Origin of the sequence: Umezawaea sp. (genome assembly GCF_036375055.1) — a bacterium.
GTDB lineage: Bacteria > Actinomycetota > Actinomycetes > Mycobacteriales > Pseudonocardiaceae > Umezawaea.
Window position 1 is genome coordinate 117,287 of record NZ_DASUSQ010000018.1, and the last position, 19,056, is coordinate 136,342.

17 protein-coding genes and 1 pseudogene are annotated in these 19,056 nt (G+C 74.1%); 12 read left to right on the forward strand and 6 right to left on the reverse strand.

Going from position 1 to position 19,056, the window contains the following annotated elements; genetic code table 11:
- The first annotated feature begins 21 nt into the window (after positions 1 to 21).
- On the forward strand, positions 22 to 615 hold the full coding sequence (locus VFZ92_RS06765; RefSeq protein WP_330874919.1) for a TetR/AcrR family transcriptional regulator: 594 nt from the start codon (positions 22 to 24) through the stop codon (positions 613 to 615).
- Between the two features lie 81 nt (positions 616 to 696).
- Here the strand turns inward: VFZ92_RS06765 and VFZ92_RS06770 are convergent, their stop codons facing one another.
- On the reverse strand, positions 697 to 1,539 hold the full coding sequence (locus tag VFZ92_RS06770; RefSeq protein WP_330874920.1) for a DUF4253 domain-containing protein: 843 nt from the start codon (positions 1,537 to 1,539) through the stop codon (positions 697 to 699).
- Between the two features lie 145 nt (positions 1,540 to 1,684).
- Between VFZ92_RS06770 and VFZ92_RS06775 the strand changes: the two genes are divergently transcribed.
- The 6 genes from VFZ92_RS06775 (at position 1,685) to VFZ92_RS06800 (ending at position 10,250) form a co-directional block, all read left to right on the forward strand.
- Complete coding sequence (locus VFZ92_RS06775; protein WP_330874921.1) at positions 1,685 to 1,930, forward strand: hypothetical protein; 246 nt, start codon at positions 1,685 to 1,687, stop codon at positions 1,928 to 1,930.
- Positions 1,927 to 2,028, forward strand: a complete 102-nt coding sequence (gene kdpF / locus VFZ92_RS06780; RefSeq protein WP_330874922.1) for a K(+)-transporting ATPase subunit F — start codon at positions 1,927 to 1,929, stop codon at positions 2,026 to 2,028. The genes VFZ92_RS06775 and kdpF overlap by 4 nt, the downstream gene beginning before the upstream one ends.
- Positions 2,028 to 3,665, forward strand: coding sequence for a potassium-transporting ATPase subunit KdpA (gene kdpA, locus VFZ92_RS06785; protein WP_330874923.1), 1,638 nt, complete (start codon positions 2,028 to 2,030; stop codon positions 3,663 to 3,665). The genes kdpF and kdpA overlap by 1 nt, the downstream gene beginning before the upstream one ends.
- Positions 3,662 to 5,758 (forward strand): potassium-transporting ATPase subunit KdpB, encoded by a 2,097-nt coding sequence (kdpB, locus tag VFZ92_RS06790; RefSeq protein WP_414719835.1) that lies wholly within the window; start codon positions 3,662 to 3,664, stop codon positions 5,756 to 5,758. The genes kdpA and kdpB overlap by 4 nt, the downstream gene beginning before the upstream one ends.
- Before the next feature lie 2 nt (positions 5,759 to 5,760).
- On the forward strand, positions 5,761 to 6,369 hold the full coding sequence (kdpC, locus tag VFZ92_RS06795) for a K(+)-transporting ATPase subunit C (protein ID WP_330874936.1): 609 nt from the start codon (positions 5,761 to 5,763) through the stop codon (positions 6,367 to 6,369).
- A gap of 116 nt (positions 6,370 to 6,485) precedes the next feature.
- Positions 6,486 to 10,250 carry a hypothetical protein gene (locus VFZ92_RS06800; RefSeq protein ID WP_330874924.1) on the forward strand — a complete coding sequence of 1,255 codons (3,765 nt, stop codon included), beginning with the start codon at positions 6,486 to 6,488 and terminating at the stop codon, positions 10,248 to 10,250.
- A gap of 12 nt (positions 10,251 to 10,262) precedes the next feature.
- On the opposite strand, the gene VFZ92_RS06805 is transcribed toward VFZ92_RS06800, so the two are convergent.
- Positions 10,263 to 11,021 carry an SDR family NAD(P)-dependent oxidoreductase gene (locus VFZ92_RS06805; protein WP_330874925.1) on the reverse strand — a complete coding sequence of 253 codons (759 nt, stop codon included), beginning with the start codon at positions 11,019 to 11,021 and terminating at the stop codon, positions 10,263 to 10,265.
- A gap of 34 nt (positions 11,022 to 11,055) precedes the next feature.
- Positions 11,056 to 12,426 carry an MFS transporter gene (locus tag VFZ92_RS06810; protein ID WP_414719836.1) on the reverse strand — a complete coding sequence of 457 codons (1,371 nt, stop codon included), beginning with the start codon at positions 12,424 to 12,426 and terminating at the stop codon, positions 11,056 to 11,058.
- Between the two features lie 295 nt (positions 12,427 to 12,721).
- Between VFZ92_RS06810 and VFZ92_RS06815 the strand changes: the two genes are divergently transcribed.
- From VFZ92_RS06815 to VFZ92_RS06825, 3 genes are all read left to right on the forward strand, one after another.
- A complete protein-coding gene (locus tag VFZ92_RS06815) occupies positions 12,722 to 14,536 on the forward strand; it encodes an NAD(P)/FAD-dependent oxidoreductase (protein WP_330874926.1) in 1,815 nt (604 codons plus the stop codon).
- Positions 14,533 to 16,098, forward strand: coding sequence for an SMP-30/gluconolactonase/LRE family protein (locus VFZ92_RS06820; RefSeq protein WP_330874927.1), 1,566 nt, complete (start codon positions 14,533 to 14,535; stop codon positions 16,096 to 16,098). Before VFZ92_RS06815 ends, VFZ92_RS06820 begins: the two co-directional genes overlap by 4 nt.
- 101 nt (positions 16,099 to 16,199) lie before the next feature.
- Positions 16,200 to 16,430, forward strand: a complete 231-nt coding sequence (locus VFZ92_RS06825; RefSeq protein ID WP_330874928.1) for a hypothetical protein — start codon at positions 16,200 to 16,202, stop codon at positions 16,428 to 16,430.
- On the opposite strand, the gene VFZ92_RS06830 is transcribed toward VFZ92_RS06825, so the two are convergent.
- Complete coding sequence (locus VFZ92_RS06830) at positions 16,431 to 16,601, reverse strand: hypothetical protein (protein WP_330874929.1); 171 nt, start codon at positions 16,599 to 16,601, stop codon at positions 16,431 to 16,433.
- A complete protein-coding gene (locus VFZ92_RS06835) occupies positions 16,598 to 16,819 on the reverse strand; it encodes a universal stress protein (protein WP_330874930.1) in 222 nt (73 codons plus the stop codon). The genes VFZ92_RS06830 and VFZ92_RS06835 overlap by 4 nt, the downstream gene beginning before the upstream one ends.
- A gap of 153 nt (positions 16,820 to 16,972) precedes the next feature.
- Between VFZ92_RS06835 and VFZ92_RS06840 the strand changes: the two genes are divergently transcribed.
- On the forward strand, positions 16,973 to 17,443 hold the full coding sequence (locus VFZ92_RS06840) for an alcohol dehydrogenase catalytic domain-containing protein (protein ID WP_330874938.1): 471 nt from the start codon (positions 16,973 to 16,975) through the stop codon (positions 17,441 to 17,443).
- Positions 17,444 to 17,532: 89 nt separating this feature from the next.
- Here VFZ92_RS06840 and VFZ92_RS06845 read toward each other — a convergent pair whose 3' ends face one another.
- Positions 17,533 to 18,450, reverse strand: a complete 918-nt coding sequence (locus tag VFZ92_RS06845) for a universal stress protein (protein ID WP_330874931.1) — start codon at positions 18,448 to 18,450, stop codon at positions 17,533 to 17,535.
- 348 nt (positions 18,451 to 18,798) lie between these two features.
- Between VFZ92_RS06845 and VFZ92_RS06850 the strand changes: the two are divergent.
- Positions 18,799 to 19,056: pseudogene (locus VFZ92_RS06850) on the forward strand (histidine kinase); the annotation flags it as partial.

Genomic DNA, 19,056 nt, shown 5'->3' on the forward strand with positions numbered 1-19,056 from the left:
ACGAGCGGGAGTGGACGAGGGATGACGGACAGCCCCAAACCGGCGGCTCAGCGGCCCGGCGGGCGCACGGCCCGCGTGCGGGCGCAGATCCTCGACGCGACCGTGCGGCTGATCGGGCGCGACGGCATCACCGGCTTCCGCTACGAGGAGGTGGCGGAGCTGGCGGGTGTGCACCGGATGACCGTCTACCGGAACTGGCCGGACCGCGACGCGCTGGTCGGCGAGGCGGTGCTGGGCCTGGCGCAGGAGACCGCGCCGCTGCGGGACACCGGGGACCTGCGCCGCGACCTGGTCGACTTCCTGGTGGCGCTGGCCGCCGGTCTGGTGAGCCCGACCGGCCGGGCGCTGCTGTCGGCCGTCCAGGCGGCGCGCGACAACGCCGACGTCCGCCGCACGGTGGACGAGGTCGTCACCCGGCGCGTGGACCTGCTCCGGACGAGGCTGGCGAGCGCCACCGCCCTGGGGGAACTCCCGCCGGTGGACGCGCGGTTCCTGTCGGACCTGCTCGCGGGCCCCGTGCACCTGCACGTGGGCCGCGACCCCCGCCCGTTCACCCGCGAGGCCGCGGAGAGGGTCGTCGACGTGGTGCTCGCGGGGGTGCGCGCCACCGCGTGACACCGGTGACCGGCGTCCGGGTCGACCGGGATCGACCCGGACGCGGTCCTCAGACCGGGTCCACCGCGGTGGAGGGGGCGGTCAGTCCCACCAGAACGCCCACGAGTGGTCGCCGACCAGGCGCTCGGCGTAGGAGGCCAGGGTCTGCGGGGAGGAACCCTGGAGCACGTTGTCCGGGCAGAACGCGAAGTGCTCCGCGGCCACGGCCAGCGCCTCCACGTACGTGCTGGGCGGGGCGGCGACGCTGAGCAGCAGGGTGGCGAAGCCGACGCCGACCACCCGCGCGCCGAACCGGTCCTCCCAGTTCCGCAGCACGGCCGAGACCTCGGCGGTGTCGTTGGTGTAGTTCATCGGGCCGGTCCAGCCCGCCACGGCCAGCGCGTCGGCGCCGCGCTCCGCCGCGACCAGCCCGAGGCGCATCGACCCGTGGCCCGCGAGGAGCTGCTCGGCCAGGCCGTCGGCGACGAGGTCCGGGTCGGCCCGCGTGTCGGACGGCCGGGCCAGTCCGGGCCACACGCGGCCGTAGGGCGCGGTCAGCGGCGACGGCTGGTCCCCCTGGCCCGCCTCGGTGTGGTCGGCCCACCAGGCCGTGAGGAGCGCGACCGGGTCGTGGTCGGCGGGGGAGGACATGTCACCGGGCAGCACCTCGCCGTTGCCCCACGGGCGGTAGTCGTCGTCCTCGTCGTCCAGCGCGTCGAGCAGCAGCGGCCACAGACCGGAGCGGGCGTGCTCGGCGCGCAACCGGGCCCACAGGCCCTCGGGGGCGGGCTTGTCGCTGAGCCAGAACGCGGGGCGGTCGCCGTCCTCCTCTTCCTCGGACGTCACGGGACGGCCGGACGGCAGCGGGACCGACAGGGTCCGGCCACCGGCCCCGTCGGCGAACAGGTCCCGCAGCTCGGCGGGCAGTGGGGATTCGGGGATCACGGGCGGATCGTAGGCCGTGGGTCCGACGTCCGGGGCGGCAACGGCGACCAGGACCGGTGAGCTGGGGGAACGCCGAGACCACCCGGATGGTCACCGCGCGTGGTCGAGAACCGGCTCGCCGCCGTCCTCTGCCGGGTGACGGGAGATGACCGGCGTCACCACGGCGTCAAGATCGCGTCAACGCGCGGGCGGCGCGTGTCAAGGAGCCGTCAGGGACCGCCGATCGGCTGACGCGGCGGCGCACGCTCGACCGGTCGCGGTCGCCGTCGGGGCGACCTGGAGCCCATGTGGGGAATGGAGCATCGCAATGGCCGACCTGGCCTACGCCTTGCTGCTGATCGGTGTGTTCGCGCTGCTGGCGCTGACGGTGCGCGGTCTGGAGCGGTTGTGAGCGGCACCGGGGTTCTGGCGAACGTCCTGGGTGGCGTGCTCGCACTGCTGTTGGTCGTGTACCTGTTCGTCGCGCTGATCAGGCCGGAGAAGTTCTGATGTCATCCACCGCGGCCGGCCTCCTCCAGGTCGGTCTCCTCCTCGCGGCCCTGGCGGTGGTCCACCGCCCGCTCGGCGACCACGTGGCCCGCGTGTTCAGCGGCGCCCGGCACACCCGTGCGGAGGCCGCCGTCTACCGGCTCGTCCGCGTCGACCCGGAGTCCGAGCAGCGCTGGGGCACCTACGCCCAGGGCGTGCTCGGGTTCTCCTTCGTGTCCGTGGTGTTCCTCTACCTGCTGCAACGGCTGCAACCGCTGCTGCCGTTCGACTTCGGTCGCGGCGCGGTCCCACCGGGCATGGCGTTCAACAACGCCGCCAGCTTCGTGTCCAACACGAACTGGCAGTCCTACGTGCCCGAGGTCGTCATGGGCCACGCCGTGCAGATGGTCGGCCTCACCGTGCAGAACTTCGTGTCCGCCGCCGTCGGCCTCGCCGTGGCGATGGCGCTGGTGCGCGGGTTCGTCCGGTCGAAGACCGACCGCCTCGGCAACTTCTGGGTCGACCTCGTGCGCGGCACGCTGCGGGTCCTGCTGCCGCTGGCGTTCGTCTCCGCGATCGTCCTGCTGGGACTCGGTGTGGTGATGAGCCTGCGCTCCGGCGTCGAGGTCGTCGGGCCGGACGGCGTCCGGCACACCATCGCGCTGGCCCCCGCCGCGAGCCAGGAGGCCGTCAAGCTGCTCGGCACCAACGGCGGCGGCGTCTTCAACGCCAACTCGGCGCACCCGTTCGAGAACCCGAACTCGTGGTCGAACCTGGTCGAGGTCTTCCTGCTGCTGGTGGTCCCGGTGTCGCTGACCCGCACGTTCGGGACGCTGGTGGGCAACCGCAAGCAGGGGTACGTGCTGCTCGGCGTCATGGGCACGCTGTGGGCGGGGATGCTCGCGGTGATCTGGTGGGCCGAGGAGCACGGGCTGCGGCCGTTGGAGGGCAAGGAGACCCGGTTCGGGATCGCGGGCTCCGCGCTGTTCGCCGACTCGACGACGGGCACGTCGACGGGCGCCGTGAACTCCGCGCACGACAGCTTCAGCGGCCTCGGCGGCGGCGGGACGCTGCTCAACATGCTGTTCGGCGAGATGACTCCCGGAGGGGTGGGCACCGGCCTGTACGGCATCCTCGTCATGGCGATCATCGCGATGTTCCTGGCGGGGCTGATGGTCGGCCGCACACCCGAGTACCTGGGCAAGAAGCTCGGCAAGCGCGAGGTGACCGCCGCGGCGCTGTCGATCCTCGCCATGCCCACGCTGGTGCTGCTGGGCGTCGGGACCGCGCTGGTGCTGCCCGGCACCGCGGGCGCGCTGAACAACCCCGGCGCGCACGGGCTGTCCGAGGTCCTCTACGCCTACGCGTCGGCGTCCAACAACAACGGCAGCGCGTTCGCGGGCATCACCGCGACGAACGACTGGTTCCAGTCCTCGCTCGGCGCCTGCATGCTGCTCGGCCGGTTCGTCCCGATCGTCGCCGTCCTCTGCCTGGCCGGATCGCTGGCCGCGCAGCGGAAGGTCCCGGAGACGGCGGGCACGCTGCCCACCACCGGCCCGCTGTTCGCCACGCTCCTCGGCGGCAGCGTCGTGCTGGTCGCCGCGCTCACGTTCGTCCCCGCTCTCGCACTCGGTCCCATCGCGGAGGCACTGCTGTGACCACCACCACCCACCGTCCACAGCGGACTCCCGAGGAGCAGGCGGCCGTGGCCGCGCACCACCGCCAGGTCGGCGGGGGAGTGTTCGCCCCCCGGCAGCTGCTGACGTCGTTCCCGGACGCGCTGCGCAAGTTCGACCCCCGCCACCAGCTCCGCAACCCGGTGGTGTTCGTCGTCTGGGTCGGCTCGGTCCTGGTCACGGTCTTCGCCGTCGCCGACCCGAGCGCGTTCTCCCTCGGCGTCGCCGGGTGGCTGTGGTTCACCGTGCTGTTCGCCAACCTGGCCGAGGCCGTCGCCGAGGGCCGGGGCAAGGCGCAGGCCGAGTCGTTGCGCAGGACCAAGAAGGACGCCGTCGCCCGCAGGCTGGTCGACGGCGGCGAGGAACCCGTGCCCGGCACCGAGCTGCGCGTCGGCGACCTGGTCGTGGTCGAGGCGGGGGAGGTGGTCCCCGGCGACGGCGACGTGGTCGAGGGCATCGCCACCGTCGACGAGTCGGCCATCACCGGCGAGTCCGCGCCGGTCATCCGCGAGTCCGGCGGCGACCGGAGCGCGGTCACCGGCGGCACGACCGTGCTGTCCGACCGGATCGTCGTGCGGATCAGCACGAAGCCCGGCGAGTCCTTCGTGGACCGGATGATCGCGCTCGTCGAGGGCGCTGAGCGGCAGAAGACGCCGAACGAGATCGCGCTGACGATCCTGCTGTCCACGCTGACGGTCATCTTCCTGCTCGCCGTGGTGGCGTTGCAGCCCATGGCCGCCTACTCGGGCAGCACCCAGTCGGTGATCGTGCTGACCGCGCTGCTGGTGTGCCTGATCCCGACCACGATCGGCGCGCTGCTGTCCGCGATCGGCATCGCGGGCATGGACCGCCTGGTGCAGCGCAACGTCCTGGCGACCTCGGGCAAGGCCGTCGAGGCCGCGGGGGACATCGACACGCTGCTGCTGGACAAGACCGGCACGATCACGTTCGGCAACCGGCGCGCGACCGACCTCGTGCCGGTCGGCGGCACCACCCCCGAGGAGCTGGCCGCGGTGGTCCGGCTGTCCAGCCTGGCCGACGGCACGCCCGAGGGGCGCAGCGTCGTCGAGCTGTGCGCGGAGCGGTTCGGCCTCTCGGCCGAGGCGACCGACCACGAGAAGACCGGCGAGTTCGTGGAGTTCAGCGCGAACACCCGCATGAGCGGCATCGACCTCGGCGGCGTCGAGGTGCGCAAGGGGGCCGCGAGCGCCGTGCGGGCCTGGGTGCTGGAGCGCGGCGGCCAGGTGTCCGGCGAGGTCGGGCCGGTCGTGGACGAGATCAGCGAGCAGGGCGGCACGCCGCTCGTGGTCGCCGAGGTCCGCGACGGCACCGCCTCGGTGCGCGGGGTGATCCGGCTGTCGGACGTCGTCAAGCCCGGTATGCGGGAGCGGTTCGCCGAACTGCGGGCCATGGGCATCAGGACCGTCATGGTGACGGGCGACAACCCGTTGACCGCCAAGGCCATCGCCGACGAGGCCGGGGTGGACGACTTCCTCGCGGAGGCCAAGCCCGAGGACAAGATGGCCCTGATCCGCCAGGAGCAGGAGGGCGGCAAGCTGGTCGCGATGACCGGCGACGGCACCAACGACGCGCCCGCCCTGGCGCAGTCCGACGTCGGTGTCGCCATGAACACCGGCACGTCCGCCGCGAAGGAGGCGGGCAACATGGTGGACCTGGACTCCGACCCCACCAAGCTGATCGAGATCGTGGAGATCGGCAAGCAGCTGCTGATCACCAGGGGGGCGCTGACGACGTTCAGCGTGGCCAACGACCTGGCGAAGTACTTCGCGATCCTGCCCGCCATGTTCGCGGGCATCCACCCGCAGCTCGACAGGCTCAACATCATGCACCTGGCCACACCGCAGTCGGCGATCCTGTCCGCGGTGGTCTTCAACGCACTGGTCATCGTGGTGCTGATCCCGTTGGCGCTGCGCGGTGTCCGGTACCGGCCGTCCAGCGCGTCCGCGCTGCTGCGGCGCAACCTGCTGGTCTACGGCCTCGGCGGCGTCGTCACGCCGTTCGCCGGGATCTGGCTGATCGACCTGCTCGTCCGACTCGTCCCTGGAATCGGGTGACCGTGAACAACCTCCTCAAGCAGTCCCTCGCCGGACTGCGCGTCCTGCTCGTCCTGACCGTGATCACCGGGGTCCTCTACCCGCTCGCGGTGTGGGGCATCGGCCGCGTGCCCGGTCTCCAGGCCAACGCCGAGGGCTCGATCATCACCCGGAACGGCCAGGCCGTCGGCTCGGCGCTGATCGGCGTGGACCCGGTCGCCGAGGACCCGGCGAACGACCCGTGGTTCCACACCCGCCCGTCGGCGCTGGCGGAGGGCCCGCTGGGCCCCGGCGACCCGTCGTCGTCGCTGGGCAGCAACAAGTCCGCCGTGAACGAGGACTACGACGCCGTCGTGGCCGAGCGCCGCGCCGCGGTCGCCGCCCGCGAGGGCGTCGCGCCGGAGCAGGTGCCCGCGGACGCGGTGACGGCCTCGGCGTCGGGGTTGGACCCGCAGATCAGTCCGGCCTACGCGGCGTTGCAGGTGGCTCGGGTGGCTCGGGTGACCGGGCTGTCCGAGGCGGTGGTGCGGGACCTGGTGGCGGCAGGCACGACCGGGCGCGGTCTGGGTGTGCTCGGTGACCCGGCGGTCAACGTGCTCCAGGTGAACCTGGCGGTGCGGGCGGCGGGGTGAGGTCGTGGGCGGCCCGTGCGACCGGTGTCGTGCGGGCTGTCGGCCGATCGGGTTCTCCGCCGCGGATCCCCTGACTCGGCGGGCTCGACGCAGGAAGATCGTCACCGGGAGGGACGATGCCTCGTCGAGAACGTCCGCTGGACGAAGGGGACACCGCGCTGCTGCGGTTCGCGCGCGATCTGCGCCTGCTGCGCGAGAAGGCGGGCAGGCCGACCTACCGGCAGCTCAGCGGGCTGGCGCACTACTCGGAGGCCGCGCTGTCGCTGGCCGCCGGAGGGCGCAAGCTGCCCAGCCTCGCCGTGGCGCTCGCCTACGTGCGGGCGTGCGGCGGACCGGTGGAGGAGTGGGAGAAGCGCTGGCACGAGGTGGCCGCCGAGGTCGAGCCGCCGCCCCGCGACGAGGTGGGGGACGCGCCGTACGTCGGGCTGGCCGCGTTCCAGCCCGAGGACGCGGACCGGTTCTTCGGCCGCGAGCGGCTGGTCGAGGACCTGCGGTCGTGCCTGCGCGAGCAGCGGGTCGTCGTGGTCGTGGGGGCGTCCGGCTCGGGCAAGTCGTCGCTGCTGCGCGCCGGGCTGGTCGCCCGTCTGGACGGCCCGGTGCTGCTGTTCACCCCCGGCGCGCGGCCGTTGCGGGAGTGCGCGACCCACCTGGCCCGGCTGACCGGCGAGCCGGTCGACCTGCCCGTGGACGACCCCCGCGCGCTGCACCGGGCGATCCGCCGAGCGGTCCCCGACGGCGCGGAGGCGGTGGTCGTCGTCGACCAGTTCGAGGAGGTCTTCACGCTCTGCCACGACCCGGCCGAGCGGACCGCGTTCCTCGACCAGGTGCTGACCGCCGCCCGGTCGCGCCCCAGCGGCTGCCGCGTCGTGCTGGGGGTGCGGGCCGACTTCTACGCCCACTGCACCGCGCACCCCGGCCTGCTCGAAGCGCTGCGCGGCGGCCAGGTCACGGTCGGCACGATGACGGCCGAGGACCTGCGCGCCGCCGTGGTGCAGCCCGCCGTCCGCTCCGGCCACACCGCGGAGACGGCGCTCGTCGCGCGGATCGTCGCGGACGCCACCGGCCAGCCCGGCGTGCTGCCGCTGGTGTCGCACGCGCTGCTGGAGACCTGGCGGCGCAGGCGCGGCACCACCCTGACCCTGGCGGGCTACGAGGCCGCGGGCGGCGTCGAGCGGGCCGTGGCGCACACCGCCGAGCGGGTCCACACCGCGCTGTCGGACGAGCAGCGGGCCGTCGCGCGGCACCTGTTCCTCCGCCTGTGCGCGTTCGGGGAGGGCACGGAGGACACCAAGCGCCGGGTGCGGCGCGAGGAGTTCGGCCCCGCCGACCACCCCGCGCACGCCGTGCTGGACGACCTGGCGCGGGCCAGGCTGGTGGTCCTGGACGGCGACGGCGTGGAGATCGCCCACGAGGCCCTGATCCGGTCGTGGCCGCGGCTGCGCTCGTGGCTCGCCGAGGACCGCGACGGGCTTCGGGTGCACCGCGCGCTGACCGAGGCGACGGCGGCGTGGCTCGCACTGGACCGCGATCCCGGAGCCCTCTACCGCGGGCTGCGCCTGGACACCGCCGAGGACTGGGCCTGCCGCGACGGCACCGCGCTCACCCCCGTCGAACGGGAGTTCCTGGAGGCGAGCGCCGCGGAGCGCACGGCGGAGCGGGCGGCGCGGCGGCGGCGGGCCCGGAGGCTGCGTCAGCTCGTCGCGGTGCTCGCGGTGCTCCTCGTCCTCGCCGTCGGCACGTCCGTCTACGCCGCCACGACCGCGCGGACCGTCGCCAGCCAGCGCAACACCGCCCTGTCGCAGAAGGTCGCCGGGGAAGCGGCCGTGCTGCGCGCGAACGACCCCGGGCTCGCCGCCCGGCTCAGCCTTGCGGCGTTCCGGCTCGCGCCCACGACCGAGGCGCGCGGCAGCCTGCTCAGCACGACCTCGAACCCCGACGTGGCCAGGCTGCCCGGCCACGGGGCGATCGTCGAGTCGGTGGCGGTCAGCCCGGACGGCCGGGTCGTCGCGACCGCCAGCGGCGACCGCACCGCCCGCCTGTGGGACGTGTCCGACCGGCGCGCTCCCGTCGAGACCGCCACGCTCGCCGCGCACACCGACGCGCTGTGGACGGCGGCGTTCAACCCCGCCGGGACGCTGCTGGTGACGACGGGCAAGGACCGGACGGCCCGGCTGTGGGACGTCACCGACCCCCGCCACCCGGCCGAGGTGGCCACGCTGACCGCGCACACCGACGCCGTGCTGGCCGCGGTGTTCTCCCCGGACGGGACGGTGCTCGCCACCGCGAGCGCCGACCGCACCGTGCGGCTGTGGGACGTCACCGACCCCCACCACCCCGTGCCGACCGCGACCATCACCGGCCACACCGACCAGGTCACCTCCGTCGCGTTCGACCCGCGGGGGAGGACCGCGGCCACGACGAGCCTGGACGGCACCGTCCGGGTCTGGGACGTCGCCGACCCCCGCGCCCCCGTCGAGTCCTCCCGGCCCGCCGAGGGCCTCGACCGGCCCGGCTCGGTCGCCTTCGGACCGAACGGCACCACCCTGGCCCTGGTCACCAGGGACTTCCACGTGCGGCTGTGGGACCTCACCGACCCGCTCCGCCCCCGGCGGGCGGCCGACGTCGACGGCGGCACCGCGCACGCCCTCGCGTTCGGCCCGGACGGCCGGTTCCTCGCGACCGCGGGGCTCGACCGGACCGTGCGGCTGTGGGACGTGGCCGACCCCGACCACCCGAGGCCGATCACGGTGCTGCGCGGCCACACCGGTCCGGTGGTGACGGTCCGGTTCACCCCCGACGGCCGCTCGGTGGTCAGCGCCGGGTTCGACCGCGTCGCGCGCGTGTGGGCCCTCCCCGGACCCGTGCTCGGCGGGCACGACTCCGCCGTCTACGCCGTCGGCTTCAGCCAGGACGGCGGGCTCCTCGCCACGTCCAGCTACGACGGTGCGGTCCGGCTGTGGGACCTCGGCGACGTCCGCCGCCCGCGGCCCGCCGCGCTGCTCACCGCCCACACCCTGGCGGTGAACGCCGTGGTGTTCAGCCCGGACGGACGGCGGCTGGCGACGGCGGGCCTGGACCGCGTGGTGCGGCTGTGGGACGTCGGCGACGTCGACCACGTCGGCGAGCCCGTCGTCCTCGACGGGTACGCGGACTCCGTGCAGGCGGTGGCGTTCAGCCCCGACGGCCGGACCGTGGCCACCGGGAGCGCCGACCACTCCGTGCGGCTGTGGGACGTCTCGGGGCCGGGCCGTCCGCGCGAACTCGCCGTCCACACCGGGGAGGACAACGTCGAGACCGTCGCGTTCAGCCCGGACGGCCGCACGCTGGCCGCGGGCACCTCGGGTCACGTCGTGCGGCTGTGGGACGTTCGCGTGCCGGAGCGGGCACGGGAGCTGGCGAGCCTGACCGGGCACACGGACTCGGTGAAGTCACTGGTCTTCACCCCCGACAGCAGGCTGATCGCGACCGCGAGCGGTGACAGCGCGGTGCGGCTGTGGGACGTCTCCGACCCGGAGCGCGGCCGGGAGGTCGCCCGCCTCGCGGGGCACACCGAGATGATCCACTCGATCGACGTCAGCGCGGACGGCGGCACCCTCGCCACCGGCAGCGCGGACGGCACCGTGCGGCTGTGGGGCATCCGGGACCCGGCCCGCGCGACCGGGACCGCCGTCCTGACCGGCCACACCGCCCGCGTCTACGGCGTCGCCTTCCACCCCGACGGGCACACCCTCGCCACGGCGGGCGAGGACCGCACGACCCGGCTGTGGGAGACCGACCCCGAGCACGCCGCGACGTGGGCCTGCGCCACCGCCCCGCCCATCACGCCGCAGGAGTGGGACGAGCACTTCGCGGGGGCGCCGTTCCAGCCGCCCTGCCGGTGACCGCCGCCGGGGTCAGACCGCCGACCAGCCGTTGTCGACGGGCAGGACGACGCCGTTGAGGTTGCTCGCCGCGTCGGAGGCGAGGAACACGATCACGGCCGCCTGCTCGTCGGCCCCGGACACGCGGCCGAGGTTGGCCATGTACGGCATGAGCGTCTTCGGCCCGTGGCCCGTGCGGTCGAGCGGGCTCGCGATGGCGGTCGTCGTGGCACCGGGCGCGATGGCGTTCGTGCGGATGCCCGCCGTGCGGTACATGATCGCGAGCGACTTGGTCAGCCCCACGACGCCGTGCTTGGACACGGTGTAGGCCGTGCCCGCGGCACTGCCGCGCAGGCCGGCCTCCGACGCGGTGTTGACGATCGCGCCCCGGCCCTTGGCGAGCATGTGCGGCACGACGGCCCTGGCGAGCAGGAACGGCGCGGTGAGGTTGACCCGCAGCACCCGCTCCCACTCCTCGTCGGTGACGTCGGCGGTCGCCGTCATGCCGTCCATGATCCCGGCGTTGTTGACCAGCACGTCCACGCCGCCGAACGCCTCCACCGCGGTCGCGACCACCCGGTCCACCACGGCCTGCTCGCTCAGGTCGCCGACCACCGCCGCGGCGGCACCACCCGCGGCGGTGATCTCCTCGACCACCGCCGCGGCGCGGTCGCCGTCGAGGTCGGCGACGACGACGTTCGCCCGTTCGGCCGCGAAGCGCAGCGCGGCGGCCCGGCCGATGCCCGAGCCCCCACCGGTGACGATCACGCTGCTGTTGTCGAGTCCCGTCATGTCCTGCTCCGTCGTCCTCGTGGTGGGTGTGGTGTCAGCGGCGGGGGATCAGGCACGCCACGGCGGCGGCGGCGAGCGCCGTGGCCGCGCCGATCCCGATGATCACCCGGAACGCGGCCGGGGACGGCACCTCGGTCGGTCCGAACGGGACGGTGAGCCGCGACAGGACGACACCCGCGACGGCACTCGACACCGAGGTGCCGATGGAGCGCATCAGGGTGTTGAGGCTGTTGGCGGCGGCGGTCTCGGAGACCGGCACGGCGGACATGATCAGGGACGGCATGGCGCCGTAGGCGAGGCCGATGCCCGCGCCGACCACGCTGGAGATGAGCACGAGCTGCCAGATCTCGCTCAGCAGCAGCAGGTTGAGCGCGTAGCCCGCGGCGACCACCAGGGTGCCGGTGATCAGGGTGGTGCGAGGTCCGCTGGTGCGGGTGATGCGGGCGGACACCGGGGCCATCGCCATCATCACCAGGCCGGACGGGGCGAGCACCAGGCCGACGACGAACATCGGCTGGCCGAGGCCGTGCCCGGTGGCCGACGGGAGCAGCAGCAACTGCGGCAGGACCAGCGACATCGCGAACATGGAGAAGCCGAACACGGCGGAGGCGAGGTTGGTCAGCGCGACCGGCCTGCGCCCGCTGGTGCGCAGGTCCACCAGCGGTTCGCCGGTCCGCAGCTCCCACCGGCCCCACGCCACCAGCACCACGACCGCCACGCCGACCAGCGTCAGGGTCAGTCCGCTGGTCCAGCCCCACGCCGAGCCCTTGGACACGGCCAGCAGCAGGCACACCAGGACGATCGACAGGCCGATCGCGCCGACGAGGTCGAAGCGCCCGCCCGTGCGGACCGACGACTCCGGCACCAGCGCCACCACCAGCGCCGCGGCGACGACGCCGAGCCCGGCGGCGAGCCAGAACAGCAGGTGCCAGTCGACGCTGTCGGCCAGCAGCGTGGCGATGGGCAGGCCCAGTGCTCCGCCCACGCCCAGCGACGCGCTCATCAGGGCGGTCGCCGAGCCGAGCCGTTCGGCGGGCAGTTCGTCGCGCATGATGCTGATGCCCAGCGGGATGACCCCGGACGCGAGGCCCTGGAGCACCCGCGCCACCACCAGGGGGGCGAGGGTCGTGCTCAGCGCGCCCAGCGTCGAGCCCGCGACCAGCAGCGCCAGGCTGATCATCAGCATCCGGCGCTTGCCGTACATGTCGCCGAGCCGTCCCGTCGTGGGGGTGGCGACGGCGGCGGCGAGCAGCGTGGCGGTGATCGCCCAGGCCGTGTCGGCGGGGGTCGAGCCCAGCAGGGCGGGCAGCCGGGGCACCAGGGGGATCACGATCGTCTGCATCAGCGCCACCGTGACGCCCGCGAAGGCGAGCACGGCCACGACGGTGTTCGGCCGCCTGGTCACGTCCGGCGGAGGGCCGCCGGGCAGGTCGACGGGTGCGGTGGACGGCGTGGACGGCACGGGCGGGCCTCCGGACGGTGGGCGAGCGGACCAGGTGCTGATTAAAGCAGTCGATTGACTTAGATGGACCCGGCGGGATCTCCGGTCGTCCGGTGTGCCAGGCTCGTCGGACACGTCACGGGGTGGTGTCGCGCGGTCACGGAGCGGTATGGTCCGCAATTAAGTCAGTCGCTTGACTGTGGCCGTCGTGCGCCGATGCTCGCCCAGAGCCCCGTCCAGCACAGCCAGAGAGGTGTGCATGTCCACGCCACGCACGTCCGGACTCCCCGACGACCTGGGGTTCGACCCCGACGCCCTCCGCGCCAGGTACCGGGCCGAGCGCGACCGCCGGATCCGACCCGACGGGACGGCGCAGTACCGCCGCGTCGAGGGCGAGTTCAGCGCCTACGCCGACGACCCCCACGCCGACCGCGAGTTCACCAGGGAACCCCTGCGCGACCGGGTCGAGGTCGTGCTGGTCGGCGCCGGGTTCGGCGGTCTGCTGACCGGCGCCCGCCTGCGCCAGGCCGGTGTCCGGGACATCCGGGTGATCGACGAGGCCGCCGACTTCGGCGGCACCTGGTACTGGAACCGCTACCCCGGCATCCACTGCGACATCGAGTCCTACGTCTACCTGCCCCTGCTCGAAGAGGTCGGGTACGTCCCGAAGTGGAAGTACGCGCCGGGCGAGGAGATCCGGCAGCACGCGAGGGCCGTCGCCCGCCACTTCGACCTCTACCGCGACACCTGCTTCCAGACCCGCGTCACCGACCTGCGCTGGGACGACGACGCCGACGAGTGGATCGTCGGCACCAACCGCGGCGACGAGGTGCGGTCCCGCTACGTGGTGGTGTCGAGCGGGACCCTCAGCAGGCCCAAGCTCCCCGGCATCCCCGGCATCGAGACGTTCGCGGGCCACACGTTCCACACCAGCCGCTGGGACTACGACTACACCGGCGGCGACGCGAACGGCGGCCTCGACGGGCTCGCCGACAAGCGCGTGGCCGTCGTCGGGACCGGCGCGACCGCCGTCCAGGTCGTGCCGCACCTGGGCCGCGACGCCGAGCACCTGTACGTGTTCCAGCGCACGCCCTCCACGGTCGACGCGCGGGACAACCGCCCCACCGACCCGGAGTGGGCGCTGTCGCTGACCCCCGGCTGGCAGCGCCGCCGGATGGAGAACTTCCTGTCGATCGTCACCGGCCTGCCGTCCGAGGAGGACATGGTCTCCGACGGCTGGACCGGCAGCGCGCGGCTGCTCCAGAACCTCATCCCCAGCAACGCCTACGCGGACCTCTCGCCCGAGGAGCGCGAGCGGGTGAACGAGGTCGTCGACTTCCAGAAGATGAACGAGCTGCGCGCCAGGGTGGACGCGGTCGTCGCGGACCCGGCGACCGCCGAGGCGCTGAAGCCCTGGTACCGCTACATGTGCAAGCGCCCGACGTTCAGCGACGAGTACCTGGAGACGTTCAACCGCCCCAACGTCACCCTGGTCGACACCGCCGACCACGGCGGTGTCGAGCGCGTCACCGAGAAGGGCCTGGTGGTCGGCGGGACCGAGTACGAGGTCGACTGCGTGGTCTTCGCGACCGGGTTCGAGGTCGGCGTGTCCGGGGTCCTGTCCGGACTGCTGCCCGTGCACGGCCGCGGCGGCGTCGGGCTGCTCGAATCGTGGGGCCGGGGGCCGAAGACGCTGCACGGCTTCTACAGCCACGACTTCCCCAACCTCTTCCACCTCGGGCCGTTGCAGAACGCCAGCTCGGTGAACTTCGTGCACATCCTCGACGAGCAGGCGACCCACGTGGCCGCGGTCGTCGCCGAGGCGCGGGAGCGCGGGGCGCGCCGCGTCGAGCCGACCACCGAGGCCCAGGAGGCCTGGGTGGCGCGGATCCGGGAGAACGCCCCCGACCTGCACCGCTTTCAGTCCGAGTGCACCCCCGGCTACTACAACGCCGAGGGGATGCCCCGCGCGCGGCGCGAGACCTACGCCGACGGGCCCGTGGCGTTCCACGAGGTGCTGCGGCGCTGGCGCGCGGAGGGCGGTATGGACGACGTCATGGTGACCGCCGAATGAGCCGCTTCGGGGGCCCCGACCCGGTGGGCGCGCGGCGGCTGACCCGGCCGAACCCGCTGTGGGGCTCCAACGGGGTCGCGTTCGGGCCGGACGGGCGGCTGCACGTCGCCCAGTTCCTCGCGGGCCGGATCAGCGCCGTCGACCTCGCGTCGGGCGACGTCGAGGTGGTCGTGGCCGGTGACGGTCCGGTGCAGTCGCCGGACGACCTCGCGTTCGGGCCCGACGGGTCGATGTACATCACCGACCTGGTCCCGGACCGGGTGTGGCGGCGCGGCCCGGAGGGCGGGTTCACGCTGGTCTCCGACCGGGTGAGGGTGCCGAACGGCATCGCCTTCGTCGGCGAGCGGCTCTTCGTCAACGAGATGCGGCCCGGCGGCAGGCTGCTGGAGCTGTTCCCCGACGGCGGCGAGCCGAGGGTGCTCGCGGACGACCTGGCCATGGGCAACGCGATGCAGCTCGGCCCGGACGGCTGCCTGTACTACCCGCACATGCTGACCAACCGGGTCTTCCGGGTGCCGGTGGACGGCGGTGGGCCGGAGCTGGTCGCGGAGGACGTGCACGAGCCGGTCGCCGTGCGCTTCGACCGCGGTGGCGCCCTCGTGGTCCTGTCGCGCGGCGCGGCGGGCATCGTGACCCGGCTCGACCTGTTCGGCACCGGTGACCGCACGGTGGTCGCCAGCGGGATCGTCGGGCTGGACAACGCGGCGTTCGACGACGAGAACCGGATGTTCGTCTCCAGCTTCGCGAGCGGCGGCGTCGCGGAGCTGAGCCCGGACGGGCGGACCAGGGACGTGGTGCCGCGCGGGTTCGACGGCCCGTTCGGCGTGACCGTCGACCTGGGCGGGACCGTGTACGCGGCCGACCACTACCGGCTGGCGGGTCCCGCCGACGGCGAGGTGGTCACGCACGAGCTGCTGACGTTCGTCCACGGCATCGCCGCCGACGGCGGCCTGCTGCACGTGACCTCGCAGTACGGCGACGTCCGCACCTACGACCCCGCGACGGGGAGCGTGGTGCCGCGCGCGACCGGCCTGGACCGGCCGACGGGCATCGCGGTGCGCGGGGACGGCTCCCTCGTGGTCGCCGAGTCCGGCGCGGGCCGGGTCGTCGCCGTCGACGGGGCGGGCACCGTCACCGTGCTCGCCGCCGGGTTCGACCGGCCGGTGGACGTCGCGCTGGACGCCGAGCAGCGCTGCTACGTCAGCGACGACGTGCGCGGCGCGGTGTTCCGGATCGAGGACGGACGACCGGTGCTCGTCGTGGACGGCCTGGACGCGCCGCAGGGCCTGGTGGTCCGCGGCGACGACCTCGTCACCGTGGAGACGGGCGGGCGCAGGGTCGTGGCCACCAGCCTCACCACCGGCGTCCGCACGGTCGAGGCGGAGGACCTGGCCGTCGGCCCGCCGCCCGGCGAGGACCGCGCCGAGCCGGCCCTGTTCACCCACGGCGTCCCCGGTGTGCCGCGGCGGTTCGCCGGTCTCGCCCTCGGCCCGGACGGCTCCCTGTACGTCTCCGCCGACGGCGAGGGCACCGTGCTGCGCCTCACCCCCGCGCGGGAGTGACCGCCACCGGGCCCCGGCGGTGCACTGTGGACGGCGCGCTCCGGGGCTCGGCCACCTCGCACCCCGTGGACTACGCTCGACGCGGCCGCGAGGGAGTGCTGATGACCGACGAGGAACTGATCGTGGAGTTCGCGCTGACCCGCCTGGACAACCCCGGTCTCGACCTGGAGGAGATCGCCGCGCTCGTCGTGCGCCGCGTGGGCCCCGACCACATGCTGGAGTTCGCGTCCCAGAACCTCGGCACGCGCGGTGAACTGCGCGGGGCGGTGTTCCCGTCGGCCGTGGAGCACGTGCTGCGCGTCGTGCTCACGCTGCGCGGGCCCGCCGACTGATCAGACCCGCGCGCCCGGCGGGATCACGACGACCGGGCAGGCCGCGTGCCGCACGCAGCCGGGCACCACGCCGACCGACCAGGTGCCGCCCTGCCGGGTGCCGACCACCAGCAGGGTCGCCCGCCTCGACGCGCCGACCAGGACGGACACGGCGTCGCCGACGACCGTCACCTCCGCGACCGTCGGTGCGCCGGCACCTCGGCGCGGACCTCCCGCACAACCCGGTGCAGGTCGCCCGCCGGGTACCGACGGCGCTGGGCACCGTCCTCGGGCACGCGGCGCCACGCCGTCGTCGCCTCGACGAGCGCGCCCGTGCGGCTCGCCTCCCCGAGGGCCCAGCGCAGCGCCGCCCGGCTCTCCGGGGAGCCGTCCACGCCGACCACGATCACCGATGACGTCGTGCGAGCCTCCCGCGGGTCCTGGTGCGCTCCAGGCTGCTCCTCGCGCTCCCGGCGCGGCAGGGACCGACGCCACCTCCCCCCTGGCGGGGAGGTGGGGGTGTGGACACCGTGCTCGCGTGGCACGTGGACCGGCCGGGACCGATGGCGGGCGGGCCCCTGCGCGCCAGCCGGGACCCGCTGCCCGGTCCCGGTCCCGGCGAACTGCTGATCGAGGTCCTGGTGTGCGGTGTGTGCCGGACCGACCTGCACGTGGCCGAGGGCGACCTGCCCGTGCACCGGCCGGGGGTGACGCCGGGGCACGCGCTGACCCGCAGCGCGCGGGCGCGGGAACCGGGCGCCGCGTCGCCACCGGCGCGGGCGCCCCGCCGCCCGAACCGCTGGACTCGGCCATCCTGTTCGCGCCGGTCGGCTCCCTCGTGCCGCCCGCCCTCGAAGCGCTGGACCGCGGCGGCGCGGTGGCCGTGGCGGGCATCCACCTCAGCGACGCCCCGGTGTTGGACCACCGGCGCCACCTGTTCCAGGAGCGCCAGCTCCGCAGCGTCACGTCCAGCACGCGTGCCGACGCGCGGGAGTTCCTCCACTTCGCCGCCGGGCACCGGCTGCGCGTCGTGACCCGGTCCTACCCGCTGGACCGGGCCGACATCGCGTTGACCGATCAGGCGGCGGACCGGGTCGAGGGTGCGGCGGTGCTGGTGACCTGATCAGCGCGAGGCGTGGGCGGGCTGCCTGGACTGGGGGCCGCGCACGGCCGCGCCGGGGCGGGCGAGGTCGCTGGTCGGCGCGGGCCACGGTTCGGGCACGTGCGGGCGGTGCACGACCATCACCGGGCACGGGGCCTGGTGCAGGGCGGTCCTGGTGACCGTGCCGCAGCGGCCCGTCTCCGGCAGCTGGTCCCCGGCGCCGACCACGAGCAGGTCGGTGTCGGTGCAGCGGGCGACGGCCTCGTGCGGCTGACCGTGCAGCAGGACGACGGTGTGGGGAGGGCACCGGTCGAGCTTCTCCAGCTGCCGGGTGGCGTGGTCGAGCACGAACTGGTGGTCGGCGGCGACCGCGTCCTTGGTCGTCGGCACGGGTTGCGCGTGCAGCACGCGCACCGCGGCGCGGTGGCCGAGCGCTATCGCCGCGGCGCGGATGAGGACCGGGCCGTCGTCCTCGCCGCCGTTGATCAGGGCGGTGACCCTGCGGTTGTCGCCGCGCACCGCAGACGCCCTGCCGCGGACGACGACGGTGTCGCACGTGGCTCTGCTGACCAGGGGCAGCACCTTCTCCCCGAGGCTGAGGGAACTCGCGCGGTGGCCGCGGTAGCCGACCACCAGCAGACCCGACCCGCGTCCCGCGGTCTCCAGGTCGCGCACGGGGTCGGTGCCGGACTCGTGCACCCGCACGCGCAGCATGGGCAGGCTGCTGGTGATGTAGTTGAGGCCACCGTTGGCGGGGACGGTGTCGGGGACCTCGGTGGAGCGGTCCCACAGCCAGACGTCGAGCGCCGCGCCGGTCCGCCAGGCGTGCTCCGCGGCCCACCGCAGCGCGGCCTGGCCCCAGAGCGAGCCGTCGTTGCCCACCACCACCGGGAGCGGGAACCGGTTCGTCGTCTGGGAACGGCTTGGTTGACTCGGCACCTGGTACATGTGAGCTCCACTGGTGGTACGGCCCCCGGCGCCCCCCATCCTCGCGCGACGGCGCTCGCGGCGGCAGTGCACACGGGCCTGGCGGCTAGGGACGAAAGTCCCTAGGCGGTCGGGAACGAGTCGTTCCAGGGTCCCGAATCGGCCCTCCCCTCGACACGGTGTCGAGGATCGAACCGGCGGAAGCGCCTGCGTGGCAAGGGTTGTGGGAATAGTTCACGACCGGGCGCGCGTCGCGGTTGTTCCTGAACCCCGCGCGGGCGGTCTGGTTCACCCTGTGGTCCCGTGCCAAGCTGGACGCCCGGCACCGCGGTCGACCACGTCCGAGGAGGAGATGCCGAGATGGCCGGCGAGCCCGACTTCAGCGGATGTGGCACCAGGGTGAGCCTCACGGGGTTGCGCTTGGACGAACTGCTCGGTGAGGTGCGGGATCGGTTGACCGAGATCGCCGAATCGCGGGACCAGATGCGGAGCCTGCTGGACGCGGTGCTGGCGGTGGGGTCGGGGCTGGAGCTGGATTCGACGCTCCAGCGGATCGTGGACGCGGCGGTGGAGCTGGTGGGTGCGCGGTACGGGGCGTTGGGTGTGTTGGGGACCAGG

What these genes read in the sequence shown, in the direction of transcription:
- VFZ92_RS06765 (WP_330874919.1), top strand. Translation starts at nt 22, where the DNA reads ATGACGGACAGCCCCAAACCGGCGGCTCAGCGGCCCGGCGGGCGCACG.
- VFZ92_RS06775 (WP_330874921.1), top strand. Translation starts at nt 1,685, where the DNA reads ATGACCGGCGTCACCACGGCGTCAAGATCGCGTCAACGCGCGGGCGGC.
- kdpA (WP_330874923.1), top strand. Translation starts at nt 2,028, where the DNA reads ATGTCATCCACCGCGGCCGGCCTCCTCCAGGTCGGTCTCCTCCTCGCG.
- VFZ92_RS06800 (WP_330874924.1), top strand. Translation starts at nt 6,486, where the DNA reads ATGCCTCGTCGAGAACGTCCGCTGGACGAAGGGGACACCGCGCTGCTG.
- VFZ92_RS06805 (WP_330874925.1), bottom strand. Translation starts at nt 11,021, where the DNA reads ATGACGGGACTCGACAACAGCAGCGTGATCGTCACCGGTGGGGGCTCG.
- VFZ92_RS06815 (WP_330874926.1), top strand. Translation starts at nt 12,722, where the DNA reads ATGTCCACGCCACGCACGTCCGGACTCCCCGACGACCTGGGGTTCGAC.
- VFZ92_RS06820 (WP_330874927.1), top strand. Translation starts at nt 14,533, where the DNA reads ATGAGCCGCTTCGGGGGCCCCGACCCGGTGGGCGCGCGGCGGCTGACC.
- VFZ92_RS06825 (WP_330874928.1), top strand. Translation starts at nt 16,200, where the DNA reads ATGACCGACGAGGAACTGATCGTGGAGTTCGCGCTGACCCGCCTGGAC.
- VFZ92_RS06840 (WP_330874938.1), top strand. Translation starts at nt 16,973, where the DNA reads ATGGCGGGCGGGCCCCTGCGCGCCAGCCGGGACCCGCTGCCCGGTCCC.